This is a genomic window from Paenibacillus sp. RU5M, assembly GCF_900221055.1.
Classification (GTDB): Bacteria; Bacillota; Bacilli; order Paenibacillales; family Paenibacillaceae; genus Paenibacillus; species Paenibacillus marchantiae.
In genome coordinates, this window is the sequence record NZ_OBQM01000001.1 from 700081 (window position 1) to 717440 (window position 17360).

Sequence of the window (17360 nt, forward strand, 5' to 3'; positions counted from 1 at the left end):
TATGGTAGTAGGCGACGCTTCTCTCAATATCGACACATTAGTAATTGGTGCGGGTCCTGGTGGCTATGTAGCTGCCATCCGTGCTGCTCAACTGGGCCAAAGCGTATTGATCGTAGACAAATCCGAACTGGGCGGCGTTTGTTTGAACCGCGGATGTATTCCATCCAAAGCCCTGATCTCGGCTGCACACCAATATGAGTCTGCATTGCATGGCGAAGCTTTTGGTATCTCTGCAGAGAACGTAAAAGTGGACTTCAGCAAAACTCAAGAATTCAAAAACGGCGTTGTTAAGAAAATGACTGGCGGCGTAGCTGGTTTGCTCAAAGGCAACAAAGTTGAAGTTTTCAACGGTGAGTGCATGTTCATCAACGAAAACGAAGCTCGTGTATTCAACGATCACGAGTCACCACGTTACAAATTTAAAAATGCAATCATTGCAACAGGTTCCCGTCCAATCGAGTTGAAACCTTTCCCGTTTGGCGGACGCATTCTGTCTTCTACAGAAGCTCTGAACTTGCCTGAAGTTCCAAAAAGCATGATCGTTATCGGTGGCGGTTATATCGGTGCTGAGCTTGGCCAAATGTACTCTAAATTCGGTGCTAAAGTAACAATCATCGAAGGTTTGGATACTGTACTGCCAGGTTTCGATAAAGACATGACTAGCCTCGTAGCTAAAAACATGAAGAAAACAGGCATCGAAATCGTAACGGGTGCAAAAGCTGAAAGTGCTGAGCAAACGGATAAAGATGTAACTGTTAAATATTCCGTAAATGGTGAATCCAAAGAAGTAACTGCAGATTACCTGCTGGTTACTGTAGGACGTCGTCCAAATACAGACGGAGAGCTTGGTCTGGACCTGATTGGCGTAGACGTTGACGAGCGTGGATTCGTTAAAGTTGATCACCAAGGCCGTACTAGCATTCCTCACATCTTTGCAATCGGTGATATCGTATCCGGTCTGGCACTTGCCCACAAAGCTTCTTATGAAGGTAAAGTGGCTGCTGAAGCGATCGCAGGACAACCATCTGTAGTTGACTACAAATGTATGCCTGCAGTTGTGTTCACAGATCCTGAGTGCTCCAGCGTAGGTTACACTGAGAAAGAAGCTAAAGAAAAAGGCTACAAAGTAAAAGCTGGCAAATTCCCATATGCGGGTAATGGCCGTGCTGTATCTTTGAACCACGCTGAAGGCTTCGTGAAAATCGTTGCTGACGAAGAAAGCGGCCTCGTGTTGGGTTGCCAAATCGTAGGTCTGGAAGCTTCCAACCTGATTGCTGAGCTTGGTCTCGCAATTGAAATGGGTGCTACTCTGGAAGATTTGGCGCTGACTATTCACGCTCACCCTACTTTGGGTGAAATCGTGATGGAAGCTGCGGAACTGGTTATGGGTCATCCGATCCACATCATTTCCCGCTAATATCGTCTAAGCTTCGGATTCGTCCGGCATTATACGTAAATCAAGAAGGGATGGATAACGTGTTACAGCGTTGTCTGTCCCTTTTTTTATGTGAACACCTAAAGAGAGAGCCTGTTAATGACATGAATTAATGAGGTTCAGTAGCACTTAAATCAATTAAGCACCATGCAATCAGAAGCTTAATGTGGTACACTGTAACAACCAATATGACAGCGGAGGGCTTAGGTCGATGCTGTTTTTTTAAAAATAAGGCAAATTGGAGCAAACACCAGTTGTGTGAATGTTCTTGTTTGTTTTTATTGCTATGAAATTAGAAGTGCGAGGGGAATATAATTTGAAAAACTATCTCGATTTATTACAGGATATCTTGGATACTGGCGTGCATAAGGGAGATCGCACCGGAACTGGAACACAGTCGGTATTTGGCAGACAGCTCAGATACGACCTATCCGAAGGGTTCCCGCTGGTAACAACTAAGCGAATCCATCTGAAATCAGTCATTCATGAGTTGTTGTGGTTTTTGAGCGGGGATACGAATATATCCTATCTCAAGGAAAACGGCGTGAAGATCTGGGACGATTGGGCTGACGAAAATGGCGACCTAGGTCCGGTATATGGATCACAATGGCGTACTTGGGAAGCACCAAACGGGGAGAAGATCGATCAGATTGCTGCCGTTATTGATTCGATCAAGAATAATCCAGATTCACGGCGTCACCTCGTTAGTGCCTGGAATGTGGCGGAGATTAACAACATGAAATTGCCTCCTTGTCATTTCGCGTTTCAGTTCTATGTGGCTGAGGGTAAACTATCGTGTATGCTTACCATGCGTTCTGTAGATACGTTCCTCGGGTTGCCATTTAACATTGCCAGCTATGCGCTGCTGACACATATGATTGCGCAGCAGTGTGATCTTGAAGTGGGAGAGTTCATCTGGTCCGGTGGGGACGTTCATATCTACTCAAACCATGTGGAACAAGTGAAAACGCAGTTGGAGCGTGAACCGTTCGCGTTGCCTAAATTGGTAATCAAGCGCAAGCCGGATTCCATTTTCGATTATACGTTTGATGATTTTGAGTTTGAGAACTATCAGCATCATCCGGGTATTAAAGCCCCGATTGCCGTATAAACAGACACGGATTGAAGGAGTGTGAAATCTTGAGCATTGAACTTGTATGGGCGATGGGCGAGAATGGTGTCATTGGATTGAATAATTCCATTCCGTGGCGTTTGCCTAAAGATATGGCCTTTTTCAAGCAACGTACGTTGAACAAAACGATTATTATGGGACGTAACACATGGGAGTCCTTTGGAGGCAAGCCGCTTCCGCAACGTCGGAATATTGTTGTAACAAGAGATCTGAACTACCAAGCGAATCAGGCTGAAGTGGTGCATACGATTGAAGAGGGTCTGGAAGTTACAAAAGGCGAAGAGCTCTGCGTCATTGGCGGTTCCCAGGTCTATCGTGAGTTTTTGCCGCTCGCAGATCGTCTGGTGGTGACCAAAATCCATGAGAATTTTGAGGGGGATACTTTTTTCCCGGATGTGGATTGGTCGGAGTGGGATCTAACAGAACAGATCGAAGGCGAGCAAGATGAAAAAAATGTTTATGCATATACGTTTGAGTTCTACGAACGAAAACGGTAAAAGGGTCATAAGATGAAGTAGAAGAGCCCAAACATATGCTATTTACGAAGTATAGGGGCGCTGATTTGCGAAATATTCGTGAACAGCGTCTTTTCTTTTAGAAATAGAATGAAATAAATACGAATTAACATATAAATGACATAAATATGACGTAAAAATAACGAAAAAATGAATGCAATACATATCCCCTTAATCACTCTGTGGTAAAAAAGTATAAAAATTGTGGGAATTCACCGTTGTAAAGCCCTAAAATCAGTTATTGTTCGGATTTGGAAGCCTAAAACAGCATAAATTGTTGTTTTTAATGACAAATTACCTCACATTTAAATGACGTTTCGTCCGTTTTTTCATCAATTAAACGCCTGGTTTTGTACAGCCAAACCTTAGAAATAACCATTTTAAGGGTATTGACCATGGGTAGACTTGGACGATATGATGTATAAAATACAAATAATTATTCGGATAATCCATTTAATATTCAGCATGCAAAGTGCTACTATAATTGAAATATCTTCGAGAAGATTTTGTGATACAATATACAAAAACTCAAACATGAGTAATCCATTTCATATAGAACCATGCAGATGAAGGGATTAAGACAAGAACGGATGGGGGAAAACGTAAGATGTCTACACCTACTGGATTTATGGAATACAAACGGCAGCTGCCTGCGGACCGCCAACCAGCGGAGCGGGTTAAGGATTGGGAAGAGTTTCATAAACATATGGCTGAAGAAGAGCTCAGAACACAAGGTGCACGATGCATGGATTGTGGTACCCCGTATTGCCATACAGGTATAGATATGACTGGCGGAACGTCGGGCTGCCCTGTGCATAACCTGATTCCAGAATGGAATAATCTGGTGTATCGTGGTTTGTGGAGAGAGGCGCTTGATCGTCTGCACAAAACGAATAATTTCCCTGAGTTTACAGGTCGTGTCTGTCCTGCTCCTTGTGAAGGTTCATGCACAGTGGGACTGATCGGTGAACCTGTAACCATCAAAACGATTGAAGAAGCCATTATTGAAAAGGGTTTTGAAGAAGGATGGGTAGTTCCCCAGCCACCGGAGAAACGTACGGGTAAACGTGTAGCAGTTGTAGGTTCAGGTCCAGCAGGACTGGCTACAGCAGCTCAGTTAAATAAAGCAGGTCACTCGGTAACGGTATACGAGCGCTCCGACCGTGTCGGCGGTTTGCTGATGTATGGTATCCCTACGATGAAATTGGACAAAAACGTCGTTCAGCGTCGTGTTGATTTGTTGGAAGCAGAAGGCATTCAATTTGTAACAAACACGGAGATCGGTAAAGATATTGCTGCGCAGCAACTGGTGGATGATTATGATGCGGTTGTCCTGTGCGGCGGTGCAACCAAACCACGTGAGTTTAACATTGAAGGCAGTGACTTGAAAGGCGTACATTACGCCATGGATTTCCTGAATGGCAGCATCAAAAGTTACCTGGACTCCAACCTTGAGGATGGTAACTACCTGTCAGCACAGGACAAGGATGTTATCGTCATCGGTGGCGGGGATACAGGTTCCGACTGTGTAGCTACATCACTTCGTCATGGTTGTCGAAGCATTACACAATTTGGTACACATACTCAGGCTCCTATGGAACGTGATCGCATTAACAACCCTTGGCCACAATTCCCGAACGTATATACTCTTGATTATGCACAGGAAGAAGCGAAAGCATTGTTCGGTGACGATCCGCGTGAGTTCTCCATCATGACGACCAAATTTGTGGGTGACGACGAGGGTAATCTCAAAGAACTTCACACCGTTCAAATCGAGCGTATTGTAGATGAGACGGGACGTAAGATCTATCAGCCGATTCCGGGTACAGAGCGCGTCTTCCCAGCTCAAATGGCCATGATTGCTATCGGTTTTGACGGACCGGAACAGACTCTTGTGGAGCAACTCGGACTTGCAACAGACCGTCGTACCAATGTTAAGGCGCGTTACGGAAAATACAATACCAATGTGGATAAAGTATTTGCAGCAGGTGACATGCGTCGTGGTCAAAGTCTGGTTGTATGGGCAATTAATGAAGGCCGTGAAGCTGCCCGTGAAGTGGACAAATACTTGATGGGTGCTACAGTTCTCGTATAAAGAATAATGAGCCGCATATGGATATGGATTTGCAATTTTTTAATAAAATATATAACTGATTCAATAAAACTCTCGCAATTAGCGGGGGTTTTTTGTTGTTTTTAAGATAACATGAGACGTTCAGCTACAATTATTTTAGACAACTGTGAGGTATAGCATTGCTTTTTATCTCATAAAGATTTATTATTACATTATAATGATTATAAATAAGAAACGTAATGACACTTAATTAAAAACTACACGAATTGTGAAATTATAATATCCGGAGGTGCAATCTTTATGGCAAGTAACCGGGACAAATCCATTTCAGAACAGATTGATGACATTAAAAAACAGTTGGTTGCAAAAGGGTATAAGCTGACACAGCAACGAGAAGTTACGGTACGTGTGTTACTTGAGCATGAGAAGGATCATTTTAGCGCAGAGGAAGTATTTCTGCTAGTCAAGGAACAATTCCCCGAGATTGGCTTGGCTACGGTATATCGTACGCTTGAACTGCTTAGTGACCTACAGGTCGTAGAAAAGATTAACTTTGGGGACGGTGCTGCGCGCTTCGACCTGCGAAGTACGGATGGCTCACATCACCATCATCATTTGATTTGCACAGAGTGTGGCACTGTAGAAGAGATCATGGAGGATGGCTTGCTTCGTTTGGAACAACAAATCGAGCGTCAGTACGGCTTTGCCGTTACAGACCATCGTCTTGATTTTCAGGGCGTATGCAAAGAGTGCAGAGCGAAGCAGGCTTTGAATGAACAGGCAGCAGGGTAAATCCAATGGGGAGGATGCTCCCGCAACCAAAATCTGATATAATAAGTTTCAGAAGCAAGGGGCTTCCGTGGGCGGAAGGCCCCTTTTTGCCGTCATCTGGACGGTGAAGGAGGAGAGATGGACGGATGAAGACACTGGTTATTGCGGAAAAGCCCGACATGGGCCGAACCATTGCCGCCGTCATAGAACCAAGAGCCAAGAACAATCGCAATTATTTGGAAGGTGAGCATTACATTATCACCTGGGCGATTGGTCATCTATTGGGACTTGCTGAACCGGATGCCTATGATTCAAAGTACAAGCGCTGGAATATCGGCGACCTGCCGATCATTCCGGATCAGTTCAAGATTGTACCCAACCCCAGAACGAAAGATCAACTGAAAATGATCGGAGAACTTGCAAAAAGGGCATCGGCCATCGTTAATGCTTGTGATGCAGGGCGAGAGGGACAGTATATTTTTGCCTTAATTCAACAACAGTTGAAGCTGCGTCAGCCTGTCAAACGTCTGTGGATATCGGACCTGACCGCTGAGAGTATTAAACGTGGTTTTGACGGTTTGAAAGATGCCTCGGAATTTGAGAATTTGACCCATGCTGCCAGGGCTCGTAGTGAAGCGGATTGGCTGATTGGCATGAATGCATCCCGGGCTTTCACTACTCGACATAATGCCTTGCTCTCTGTAGGCCGGGTGCAGACTCCGGTACTGGCCTTGATCTATGATCGGGAAATCGAGATTGAAGCGTTCCAGTCCCAGACCTTTTATGAAGTAGCCGCATGGTTTCGTCAAGAAGGAGTGGAGTACAGGGGATTACGTCAAGGGGACAAGCTATCCGACCCCGCCATTGCTGAATCGATTGCGACCAGTGTGAAGGGGAAGACGGGACAAATTACCAAGTACGAAGCAAAACAGACCAAGGAGTATCCATACCGCTTGTATGATCTGACCCTTTTGCAGCGTGAAGCAAATGCCAAGTATGGATATGGAGCGAAGAAAACGTTGGATATTGCACAGGCGCTTTACGAGAAACATAAAGTGATCTCTTATCCACGGACCAATTCAAACTATGTTACGGAACAGAATATTGAAGGTATGCACAAAACGCTGAATCTGCTTAAAAATGGACCTTATAGTGAACTGGCGCAAGGAGCGAAACCTGAACTTGTTCATAAAGGTAACAAGGGTGTATGTAACCCATCCAGAGTTGAGGATCACCATGCGATTTTGCCTACATTGAAACGACCGGGTACGTTATCCAAGGATGAACAGAATATCTATGATCTGATCGTAAGACGTTTCTTATCTCATTTCTATCCGCCAGCAGAGTATAAGCAGCATACCGTGCTCACTGACGTTGAGAAGCACCAGTTCAAGACATCTGTGAAAGAACTGCTGTCACTGGGGTGGAAGGTGGTACTGGGAACTTCGGATCAGGAGCAGACAGGCAAGAAAAAGACAAAGAAAAATAGCAACGAAGAAGAGGAAGCAGAGGAATGGACGGACAAGGCCTTTGCCGTTCAACCTGAATTGCCTGTTCAATGTACCAAGAGTGAATTCAAGGAGAAGGCGACACAGCCTCCCAAGAGTTATACTGAGGGAACGTTGCTAAAAGCAATGGAGAGTGCAGGGAAACAGATCGAGAATGAAGAGCTACGTGATGCAATGAAGGACAGTGGACTGGGTACACCTGCGACTCGTGCGGCAACGATCGAACGACTCAAAAACGTGGGTTACATTACGATGCAGGGTAAAAAGATGCAACTGACGTTGAAGGGTCGGACAGCTATCGAGCTAATTCGTAAGGCAGGCGTAGATCTGTTAACTTCTCCTGAAATGACGGGCCAATGGGAAAGAAGACTGTACCAAATTTCCAAAGGTGAAGCGGGCCAGGACAAGTTTATGGAGAATGTCAAAAAATTTACGATGTCCATTATTGATAAAGTACGTGTGCAGGCACCCGCACCAGCGGATGCTTTTGGGGAAGACACACGTGGGGGACGGGGTAAAGGCAAAGGAGCCAAAACCCAGAGAACCAGCACTAGAACTACTTCTACCAAGACATCAGGTACTGGCTCAAGTACCATTGTAGGTTCGAAGCCTTCACGTCAAACGTCGGGAGCGTCATCCAGAACTGGCAGTGTTGCGAATGCAACGGCACAAACGCGAACTTCGACTTCCAGTCAACCGAGCGTTCGTGAAACGCTGGCATCCTGTCCATCACCGGGTTGCACCGGTCAGATTATTGAAGGAAAAAAAGGTTATGGCTGTACAAGGTTTAAGGAAGGCTGCGGCTTTGTCATATGGAAAGAGTACGTCGGCAAGAAAATCACCAGTACGATGTTAAAAGCGTTAATTGAAAAGGGAAGTACTCAAGTACTGGCTTTTAAACGAAAAGACGGAAGTACGGTGAAGGCACGTATTATTTTGCAAGATAAGGTAACAGGTAAGCTATCTGCGGAAAAGCAGGATGCATAGGTGTATTGGATGTAAAAGCAGAAAGAAGAACGTGAAGGCTGATATACCAGCGCCAAATCCTATTATAATTAAATAAGAAAAGGACCCTTATCCAAGGGTCCTTTTTTGTTGCTGCTGTTGTATATTTTCATGGATGACCTTCGGTACCTCTTCCAGGGCAGTAATGGTATACATCGATGTCTCTGGATTAGGTTGAAGCTCCACCATGTTGTATTGCCATTCGTTCGGCTGTTTGATATATATGCTATGGATGCCGGCCGTCACTGCTGGCATGATGTCTGTGCGCAGTGAGTTTCCAATCATCCAAGTTGCACGACGTTCAAACGGTCCAGTTGAAAGAATGCCTTCGAGCGCTTCAATGTTCTTATGTTGCCGAATATAGATCCGGTCATCGAAATAAGCCGAGAGCTTCATCTGGTCAATCTTCCGCTGCTGAATTACGGTTTCTCCACCTGTATACAGGTAGAGGGCATGTCCAGCTGATTTAAGATTCTCCAGCGTTTCGACCATATGAGGATAAGGTTCAACCTCTTGGTCATAAACACTCATTCCCAATTTGGTGAGGTAAGACTCTTCTTGATGAGAGGTTGGCTTTGAGAACTTCTGGGAGAAGTAACGGTAGGTATCAATAAGGGATTGCGGGAAATGGTGACTTGCAAATCCCAGTTTGTTGACCCCGGTTACATCAATCTCCAGCTGTTTCTCCCTAATTTGTTGAACCGTTAGGGCATGTCCATCAAACCACTCCTGCATATTCTCGAAGAATTCACCAAGCACTAGGTTGAAATATTTATTGCAATACACGAGTGTATCATCTAGATCAAACAAAATATGTTGTTTTATTATTTTCATATCCAATTCACTCCTTGCAGCAGCAGCACAGTTGTTCATATTTTATATGCGAATATAAGATTCCAGGAACATATTCAATTCAGATACGCCATCTGGTCGAATACTGTATTTCTCCTTGCGATTACTGCCGAGCAGATGGGTTCGCAGCAGTCCGGCGATGCGCAGTGCCATAACCTGATCTTTAACCATATCCTCGTCTTTACCCAGCTCCTCACACATCTCAGCGAGTGACTTCGGTTCACCTGACACGTAGCGTAGAAGACGGAGTCTTTCCGGATCAGCCAGGGCATGTGTGAAACGAAGCAGACAGGTTGGTGGTTGGTCTTCATCCTCTTCGGGTGCGTCTACAGGATACTGCATGATCATCATGCCCTCATAGAAGCAGTACATATTAATGGGGCGGTTGTGGACGGTTGGAAACAGGATAACTTCATCCAGTCCAGGCATCGGTTCAACCAGAACACCCGCAGTAGCGTATTCAATAAGGAGTTCAGGCCCCATTTTTTCAAGCAGTACGCGTTTCTCTTCAGCGTCTTCCTCCAGCCAGGTACGATAATCCTCACTCATATTCTGGCAGTAATGCTGATCCCAGAGTCGCAAAAGTGGCACATAGCTATCCCGAATACGTGTAGATTCTTCTATTGTAAGATGGGGTAGCAGAACAGATACGCGTGCGAACAGCTCTTCGGCTGTTAGTCCAGCAAGCATATCCAGAAAATCAATATTCTCATTAGAAGTGTTCCGATAGGCCGCCCATGCAAATAATACATCAAAGTCATCAAAAGGCCAGGTGGCAGCAGGTGCGAGCGCTGCTCGAACATTGGAACTTAGTTTGCCTTCCACCTCAATGATCCATTCAGGGCCAACATCCAGATGTTGAATCCACTTCTTCGTTACATATACCAAAAAGCTGTTGAGCATTTCATATATCGGTGAAACATCGATTTTAACATGATAAGCCATATGATGCAGAATCCTCCCGTCACATCTAAATGTACGCAGCGACTTAAGTACTATTATGGCTTGTTTTGCAGGGCGTTGTCCACTATAATGTTCAAGTCCAGGGCAAAACGCCTGGCGTAACCATACATGATCAATAGAATAGTTATAACATGCGAAAGGTCGTCAGTGATGGCGATTTTTCTTTGTATGCTTGCAGGAGGAATGATTTTGTGTCATCTATAACCACCCCCAAATTATCACATTCTACATCAAACTATCTCATTCTGATTACCGTTATTGTTGTTGCGGGGATCAGCCAGGGACTTTTATTGCCGGTGCTCTCCATTTTCTTGGAGCAAAAAGGAGTCTCGCCGGGTTTGAACGGATTGAATGCAGCCGCATTGTACGTTGGTTCTTTTGCCATGACCTTGGTGGCGGAACGACTGCTGGGAGCTATTGGTTTCAAAAAGCTGATTATCGGCGGACTGTTATTTGTCATGATTCCCCTGATTCTATTTCCTTATTTTCCGAATATCAAAATTTGGTTTATTTTGCGTCTCGTTGTCGGAATCGGTGATAGTGCACTCCATTATTCTGCCCAGTTATGGGTACTACTGGTGACCGCACCCGAAAAACGCGGACGTTACATCTCTTTATATGGTATGTCCTATGGTTTAGGATTTAGTATTGGCCCATTGGGAATCAAGCTGCTCGGGTTTGGGGATGCCGTTCCATTCTGGGTATTATTCGTATGTATGGCTGCGGTACTTATGCTTGTATTAATGAAGCTTCCCGATACGAAGCCGGAAAAGGCCGAACATGGACAACTGCCTGAACGCCGTTTCCGTCGCAGCTTGGCCTGGGCATGGTATGCGCTGTTGCCTGCGTTATTGTATGGCTACATGGAAGCCGGGATGAACAGCAATTTTCCGGTATACGGGCTACGTATTGGTTTGGATGCCAATCAGATATCGTCCTTGCTGCCTTTTGTCGGAATAGGTGGTCTGTTTCTGCAATTACCTCTAGGTATGTTGAGTGACCGTTATGGTCGAAAGCAAACGTTAATGTTTGCTGGTATTACAGGAGGTATCATCTTCATGCTGGTTCCTGTGGCCGGCACACATTTCTGGTGGACACTTGTGCTGTTGACCATAGCAGGAGGTCTGGTAGGTTCATTTTTCTCGCTTGGCCTGGCCTATGCCGCAGATATTTTGCCAAAAGCGCTGCTGCCTGCAGCGAACGTGGTGGCCTCATTTCATTTTACAATTGGAAGCATCATTGGACCGAATCTGGGTGGGCAAGTGATTAACTGGATTTCACCAGGAAGCATGTTTATTTTGCTTGGATTCATGTATCTTCTTTTTGGTGCAGCAGGTGTATTATTTCGTCGTAAACCTATGCTCGAATCTGTGGTAAAATAGAAGCTGGTGTTCGCATGGAAATTGATGTCCATTTCCGAGTACACTAGTAGTAGGGAAAAACATGGACAAGAGGAGACATCGCGATGATCAGAGTTGAGGGTTTAAGCAAATCCGTTGGAGCGGACCGGGTTCCGATTCTGCGGGATATACGATTCGATATGCAACAGGGAGAAATGATTGGTGTAGTGGGCTCAAGTGGCAGCGGAAAAAGCATGCTGCTTAAATGCCTTGCTATGATGGAAAAATGGGACAGTGGTCGATTTACGGTGGACGGCGCCGAGATTATAAAAGAAGGTTGGTCTGGAAAACGGAAAATTAAACGGGAATGGGCATACTTGGAACAGAATCCGCAATTGTATCCGAGACGTACAGCTTTGAAAAATGTATTGATCGGTCGTTCTGGTCAAACTCCTCTATGGAGAATGGTAACAGGTATGGTTCGTTCCGATGATTATATGGGTGCGATGGATTATCTGGAAGGGCTCGGATTGCTGGATAAAGCACACCAGACGGCAGAGAAACTCAGCGGTGGCGAGAAGCAGCGTGTTGCGATTGCCCGAGCGCTGGCGCATGGCGCCAAAGTTGTTTTGGCGGATGAACCTGTCATCGGACTTGATCCTCATACCGCAGATACGGTGCTGGAAACACTGCGCAAATTGTGCGAAGAGGAACGGGCTACCGTAATTGCAGTATTGCCGATTGAGATGGCAGAGAAACATGCGACCCGCATCTGGGGTCTTGCAGAAGGCAAGATTGCTTTTGATATACGTGGACGTCGGTTGACACAGCAAGAAAAAAATATGATTTAAACTATTGAAAAGAGTGATGAATTTGCTTAATTCACGGTGGGGGCGCCTGTTAGCGGGGGGAGCAGTAAGTATCTTGCTCGGTTCAGTCCTTAGCGGATGTACTGTCATAAGCGATCCTAAGGGTTTGATGAGAAAACCAATGATGTCTACAGACAAGGAAAAATTATTAAATGTGGTTCAGCGGGAACAGCCACCCGAAAGCAAATTGATTCGCCCCAAAGACATGAATAATACCAGTATGATTCGTGTTGAAGACCTAAACGGAGATGGTACTCGGGAAGCCATCGTTTTCTATGAGACCCCGAATGAGAACGTGCGAATTCATGGAATGTTGTTGGAAGAGCAGGGGGATTCATGGGTTAAGAAGTTGACATTTGATGTTCCGGGGAATGAACTGCAATCGTTCAAAGTTTTGGACATTACCAATGATGGGAATCCGGATATTATCTTGGGTGTAAGTTTACAAGAACAGAAAGCATTAACTGCTTATTCTTATAAAGCTGGAGCACTTGAACAAGTGTTGGGTGGTGTTCCGTATAATCAATATATTATAGATGATGTTCAAGGGAACACCCTCGATCTAAACGGGGACAAGAAAAATGATTTCGCAATCGTATCCCTGAACAATAGCGGATTTGCATCTATTGCGTTGTATCAGTACGACGAAGGAAGTTTCAAGGAAGTTGACAGAATGCAGACGGACTATACTGTGAAAGAGATATATAATGCTCTCGGTGGTCAGATTGCCAAAGATAAAGTGGGTATTGTACTGGATTCAGAGCTGGATGACCGTAGTACATTCTCACAGATCATATACGTAAAAGATAACAAGTTAGTGAATGCTTTTAAATCGCCTGATCAAACCTACAGAGATGACAAAATTTTAAGCGGTGATGTCGACAATGATGGTATTATTGAGTTTGGCTTGAAGGAAACGCCTAAAGGCTGGGAACATTACGTATTTGATTCCCGGATGTGGTTCTATACCTTTTATCAATGGGATGGCAAGGATGATAAGAAATTTGTCTCATTCCAATATCGGGATGATGCTGACTTATTCCACTTGAATCTGAAGGCAGAGTGGTATGGGAAGATTACCATTGATACCAAATCGGAAAAAGAAAAATACATTCGTTTTAAAATGATTGATACGGATGAAACCGTAGGTGAAATAAAATATTTCACGCTTTCTCAGTGGGAACAGGAAAAAGGCAAAAGTTGGAAAGAGATTACCCGAACGAACGATCGGGTCATTGCTTCCCGCGGTGCACAACTGGATGCCGATGATGGATTGCTTGACAATATACCGCAACTGAATAGAAAGGAAGAACTTAATGAGTAAAGTACTTATTCTAGAGGATGAAGAATCCATCCGCAGTTTTATTGTTATTAATTTGAAAAGAAACGGGTTTGAAGTGCTTGAAGCGGGAGATGGACACGAGGCGCTTCGCATTTTACAATCCGTACCAGATATCGACTTGGCTTTGCTGGATGTTATGGTTCCTGGAATTGACGGATTTGAAGTGTGTCGTCGTATTCGTGAAACGAATGAACGTCTGGGAATTATTTTCCTCACAGCCAAAGTACAGGAGCAGGACAAGGTATATGCGCTTTCCGTTGGCGCGGACGATCACGTAAGTAAGCCGTTTAGTCCAACCGAGCTGATTGCACGTATACAATCTTTGTTGCGCCGAGTCAATGTTCACCGGGAGACGGCTGCAAAGGTAACGTTCCAATCAGGGCCGTTCTCGCTGGATCTAATCTCCAAGCAATTTAAGAAACAAAATGAATTAATTGAGTTAACACCAACCGAATTTTCCTTGATTCAATTTTTCTTGGAAAAGGAAAACACACCGCTTAGTCGAGATGTACTGCTGGATCACGTATGGGGCAAAGAGTATATGGGTGATCCCAAAATCGTGGACGTAAATATTCGCCGCTTGCGCCAGAAAATTGAGAACAATCCTTCCGAACCTGAATACCTGCAGACTGTATGGGGTCACGGTTACAAATGGAAGGGCCGGGATCAATGATCAAAAAAGGCATCACACGACAGATTGTACTACATTACTTCATTGTAGTTTTTCTGGCTCTGCTGTTGGTGGAATTCGTATTTATGCTGGCGGTGCAACGATATTATTATGAGAGTATCTACAATACAATCAGTACCCATATCTCCAATTCGAAGGATTTTTTTGAGCCTCTAGCTCGTGAGAGTAATTCGGAAGATGGAAATAACCTGTCCAGACTACTTGTTAATTTGGAATTATCTAATACAGAACTTGAGATTCTGGATCTGAACGGTCATGTGTTAGCGAGTTCGACTGCATTTGAATCTGACCGTGCCGTTCTGCAAACGAGTGATATTCAACAGGCGTTAAATGGCGGTATGGGACGTTGGGTAGGCAGACAACCCGCCACGGGAGAGCAGGTCATGGCCGTTTCCCACAAGTTTGATCTAGGCGGCGAAAATACGTATGTTATTCGATACCTAACATCGCTCGAAAATGTGAATTCCAAGTTATTGTTCATGGGGATGCTTGCGATTGCAGTAGGTGTTGGCGTACTGGCAATTGTCTTGATTATTAGTATAGGTATGGCCAATTCCATTGTACGACCGATTAACAATATTACGGCAGTGTCCGCTCAGATGGCCCGAGGACGTCTGGATGTGAGAGTTAAGGGCAACTACAAACATGAATTAGGCGAACTGGCATCCACTCTGAATTTTATGGCACATGAAATTGTGCGCAGCAATCAGATCAAAGACGATTTTATTTCTTCCATTTCTCATGAATTGCGAACGCCCCTGACCAGTATTAAAGGGTGGAGTGAGACGCTGGACTCCGGTGGATACGATCCGGATGAAACGAGGATTGGAATGAGTATTATCTCTAAAGAAACGGAGCGTCTGATCGGACTCGTAGAAGAGATGCTCGATTTCTCCAAATTGCAGCAAAATCAGATGAAGTTGGTGAAAGGGACCGTCAGCATTCGTGAGATTGTTCAGGAAACTATGTTGAATGTTTGGGCAAAAGCTGAGCAAAAACAGATACATCTCAAGTTGGAAAGCGATGAAAATCGTGCTTTCAATGTTTTTGGGGATGGTAACAGACTAAAACAAGTCTTCCTGAACATTGTAGACAATGCGATCAAATTCTCCCATGAGAATTCATGGATCTTTTTATCGGTCAAAGAAGAAGACGGGCAGATTATAGCTGCTGTGCAGGATACGGGTATTGGTATCAGTGAAGAGCATTTAATCAAGGTGCGTGATCGCTTCTTCCAGGTCAATCACCAGAATGGTGGAACAGGGCTCGGGCTTGCTATTACGCAGGAACTGGTAGAACTGCATGAGGGAACAATTATCATGCAAAGTGAACTCGGAACGGGAACAACTGTTACGGTGACATTACCAGCTTTACCGGAGGAAGAGACGGTGGAGGAATCCATAATGCAGAATGATGAAGCCGAAGTGACTCTCGATACGAAGTTAACTCAAGGTGAGTCTGATCCGAAAAAAAATTGAATTTTTGCATAAATATTGTTTTCGCACCAAAAAGGCGAGCCATATATGGCTCGCCTTTTCTTTAGCTTATGAAGAAAGTTCACCAGCGCGCAGACGCCCACTTTTTTCATAAACATCTTTCAGCATGCGTACAGGTTGTGTACGTACAGCCGGTTTGGCGGAGACAATCTCATTTGGTCCGACAACCACGATTTCATCCGCCGTACCTTTGACAATGGCACCGTCTTTAATAATGGCACCTTCGCCAATGATGGCGCGTTCGATGTGAACACCGCGACCTACCCGTGCATTTGGCATAATCACGCTGTCTTTAACTTCAGAACCTTTACCAACTTCGGCTCCGCAGAAAATAACAGAACGTTCAGCCCGGCCATCAATGGAGCAGGATTCATGGATCATGGAGTGCAGGAGCTCAGCACGTGTATTACGTGCTTTGTATGCACTTGGTTTAGTTCTCCAGTCACGAGTAAACATTGGCCAGTCTTCTTTTTGCAGGCTCCAGTCTTCATCGTTATGAAGCAGATCCATGTGCGCATCCCATAAACTCTTCACGGTACCCACGTCTTTCCAATAACCATTGAAGTTATATACGAAAAGAGGGGTATTCTCATTCAACATTTGAGGAATCACATCTTTACCGAAGTCATGGCTGGATTCCGGATTAGCGGCATCTTCGAGCAAGTGGCGCTTCAGATATTCCCATTTGAACATGTAAATGCCCATGGAAGCCAAATTACTTTTCGGTTCGGCCGGTTTCTCGGCAAACTCGGTAACTCTCAGATTCTCATCCGCTGCCATAATGCCGAAGCGATGGGCTTCCTCCCAAGGAACCTCCATAACGGAGATCGTCGCTACCGCTTCATTCGCTGTATGAGCTTCCAGCATTTCACGATAATTCATATGATAGATATGGTCACCCGACAAAATTAGAACATTTTCGGGGTTTTGTTGGTCAATATAGTCAATATTTTTATAAATAGCATCCGCGGTTCCCAAGTATTCGTCATTTCCTGTATGATAAGATGGAAGTAAGGAAATTCCTGCCTCACTTGAAGTACCATGTCCCCAAGGTTCTCCTCCACCAATGTGATCATGTAATGAATCAGCTTGATACTGCGTCAGAACACCTACAGTGTCGATGCCTGAGTTTACGCAGTTGCTGAGAGGAAAATCGATAATCCGGTAGTGCCCGCCAAACGGTACAGCGGGTTTTGCGATACTTGAGGTTAAAGGGGCTAATCGCTTCCCTTCTCCTCCCGCCAACAGCATAGCGATGCAATCTTTATTAAACATAATCGTTTCCCTCCCAAGATATTTGTCCAGTGTAGTACATACATAAACGCAATGCGGAGCTATTGAAACGATGTATACTGTAAAAATCCTGA

At 44.7% G+C, this 17360-nt stretch carries 14 protein-coding genes; 11 read left to right on the forward strand and 3 right to left on the reverse strand.

Going from position 1 to position 17360, the window contains the following annotated elements; all coding sequences use genetic code 11:
* The first annotated feature begins 1 nt into the window (after nt 1).
* From lpdA to CRO25_RS03385, 6 genes are all read left to right on the forward strand, one after another.
* On the forward strand, nt 2-1417 hold the full coding sequence (gene lpdA / locus CRO25_RS03360) for a dihydrolipoyl dehydrogenase (RefSeq protein WP_024630356.1): 1416 nt from the start codon (nt 2-4) through the stop codon (nt 1415-1417).
* Between the two features lie 334 nt (nt 1418-1751).
* Nucleotides 1752-2546: a thymidylate synthase gene (thyA, locus tag CRO25_RS03365; RefSeq protein ID WP_063562828.1), complete on the forward strand. Its 795-nt coding sequence runs from the start codon at nt 1752-1754 to the stop codon at nt 2544-2546.
* 29 nt (nt 2547-2575) lie between these two features.
* The gene (locus CRO25_RS03370) at nt 2576-3064 is read left to right on the forward strand and encodes a dihydrofolate reductase (RefSeq protein WP_079693920.1); all 489 of its coding nucleotides are present in this window, start codon (nt 2576-2578) and stop codon (nt 3062-3064) included.
* A gap of 625 nt (nt 3065-3689) precedes the next feature.
* Nucleotides 3690-5177, forward strand: coding sequence for a glutamate synthase subunit beta (locus CRO25_RS03375; protein WP_024633996.1), 1488 nt, complete (start codon nt 3690-3692; stop codon nt 5175-5177).
* A gap of 303 nt (nt 5178-5480) precedes the next feature.
* Nucleotides 5481-5948 carry a Fur family transcriptional regulator gene (locus CRO25_RS03380; RefSeq protein ID WP_024633997.1) on the forward strand — a complete coding sequence of 156 codons (468 nt, stop codon included), beginning with the start codon at nt 5481-5483 and terminating at the stop codon, nt 5946-5948.
* A gap of 125 nt (nt 5949-6073) precedes the next feature.
* Nucleotides 6074-8422: a type IA DNA topoisomerase gene (locus CRO25_RS03385; RefSeq protein ID WP_079693919.1), complete on the forward strand. Its 2349-nt coding sequence runs from the start codon at nt 6074-6076 to the stop codon at nt 8420-8422.
* A gap of 87 nt (nt 8423-8509) precedes the next feature.
* Here the strand turns inward: CRO25_RS03385 and CRO25_RS03390 are convergent, their stop codons facing one another.
* Complete coding sequence (locus CRO25_RS03390; protein WP_072733280.1) at nt 8510-9274, reverse strand: HAD family hydrolase; 765 nt, start codon at nt 9272-9274, stop codon at nt 8510-8512.
* A 42-nt stretch (nt 9275-9316) separates the two neighbouring features.
* Nucleotides 9317-10237 (reverse strand): helix-turn-helix transcriptional regulator, encoded by a 921-nt coding sequence (locus CRO25_RS03395; protein WP_063562824.1) that lies wholly within the window; start codon nt 10235-10237, stop codon nt 9317-9319.
* 209 nt (nt 10238-10446) lie between these two features.
* Here CRO25_RS03395 and CRO25_RS03400 point away from each other — a divergent pair, with 209 nt between their 5' ends.
* From CRO25_RS03400 to CRO25_RS03420, 5 genes are all read left to right on the forward strand, one after another.
* Nucleotides 10447-11637 (forward strand): MFS transporter, encoded by a 1191-nt coding sequence (locus tag CRO25_RS03400; RefSeq protein ID WP_079693918.1) that lies wholly within the window; start codon nt 10447-10449, stop codon nt 11635-11637.
* Between the two features lie 83 nt (nt 11638-11720).
* A complete protein-coding gene (locus CRO25_RS03405; RefSeq protein ID WP_079693917.1) occupies nt 11721-12446 on the forward strand; it encodes a phosphonate ABC transporter ATP-binding protein in 726 nt (241 codons plus the stop codon).
* 142 nt (nt 12447-12588) lie between these two features.
* Complete coding sequence (locus CRO25_RS03410; protein ID WP_079693916.1) at nt 12589-13788, forward strand: hypothetical protein; 1200 nt, start codon at nt 12589-12591, stop codon at nt 13786-13788.
* Nucleotides 13781-14479: a response regulator transcription factor gene (locus CRO25_RS03415; RefSeq protein ID WP_063562821.1), complete on the forward strand. Its 699-nt coding sequence runs from the start codon at nt 13781-13783 to the stop codon at nt 14477-14479. The genes CRO25_RS03410 and CRO25_RS03415 overlap by 8 nt, the downstream gene beginning before the upstream one ends.
* Nucleotides 14476-15975 carry a cell wall metabolism sensor histidine kinase WalK gene (locus tag CRO25_RS03420; protein ID WP_079693915.1) on the forward strand — a complete coding sequence of 500 codons (1500 nt, stop codon included), beginning with the start codon at nt 14476-14478 and terminating at the stop codon, nt 15973-15975. The genes CRO25_RS03415 and CRO25_RS03420 overlap by 4 nt, the downstream gene beginning before the upstream one ends.
* A gap of 66 nt (nt 15976-16041) precedes the next feature.
* Here CRO25_RS03420 and CRO25_RS03425 read toward each other — a convergent pair whose 3' ends face one another.
* Nucleotides 16042-17268 (reverse strand): glucose-1-phosphate adenylyltransferase, encoded by a 1227-nt coding sequence (locus CRO25_RS03425; RefSeq protein WP_063562819.1) that lies wholly within the window; start codon nt 17266-17268, stop codon nt 16042-16044.
* Nucleotides 17269-17360 lie beyond the last annotated feature (92 nt).

Bases quoted from the DNA above. Each gene is read 5' to 3' on its own strand.
- CRO25_RS03405 (WP_079693917.1), top strand. From the start codon at position 11,721: ATGATCAGAGTTGAGGGTTTAAGCAAATCCGTTGGAGCGGACCGGGTT.
- CRO25_RS03420 (WP_079693915.1), top strand. From the start codon at position 14,476: ATGATCAAAAAAGGCATCACACGACAGATTGTACTACATTACTTCATT.
- CRO25_RS03390 (WP_072733280.1), bottom strand. From the start codon at position 9,274: ATGAAAATAATAAAACAACATATTTTGTTTGATCTAGATGATACACTC.
- CRO25_RS03385 (WP_079693919.1), top strand. From the start codon at position 6,074: ATGAAGACACTGGTTATTGCGGAAAAGCCCGACATGGGCCGAACCATT.
- CRO25_RS03410 (WP_079693916.1), top strand. From the start codon at position 12,589: ATGTCTACAGACAAGGAAAAATTATTAAATGTGGTTCAGCGGGAACAG.
- CRO25_RS03395 (WP_063562824.1), bottom strand. From the start codon at position 10,237: ATGGCTTATCATGTTAAAATCGATGTTTCACCGATATATGAAATGCTC.
- CRO25_RS03415 (WP_063562821.1), top strand. From the start codon at position 13,781: ATGAGTAAAGTACTTATTCTAGAGGATGAAGAATCCATCCGCAGTTTT.
- lpdA (WP_024630356.1), top strand. From the start codon at position 2: ATGGTAGTAGGCGACGCTTCTCTCAATATCGACACATTAGTAATTGGT.
- CRO25_RS03375 (WP_024633996.1), top strand. From the start codon at position 3,690: ATGTCTACACCTACTGGATTTATGGAATACAAACGGCAGCTGCCTGCG.
- CRO25_RS03425 (WP_063562819.1), bottom strand. From the start codon at position 17,268: ATGTTTAATAAAGATTGCATCGCTATGCTGTTGGCGGGAGGAGAAGGG.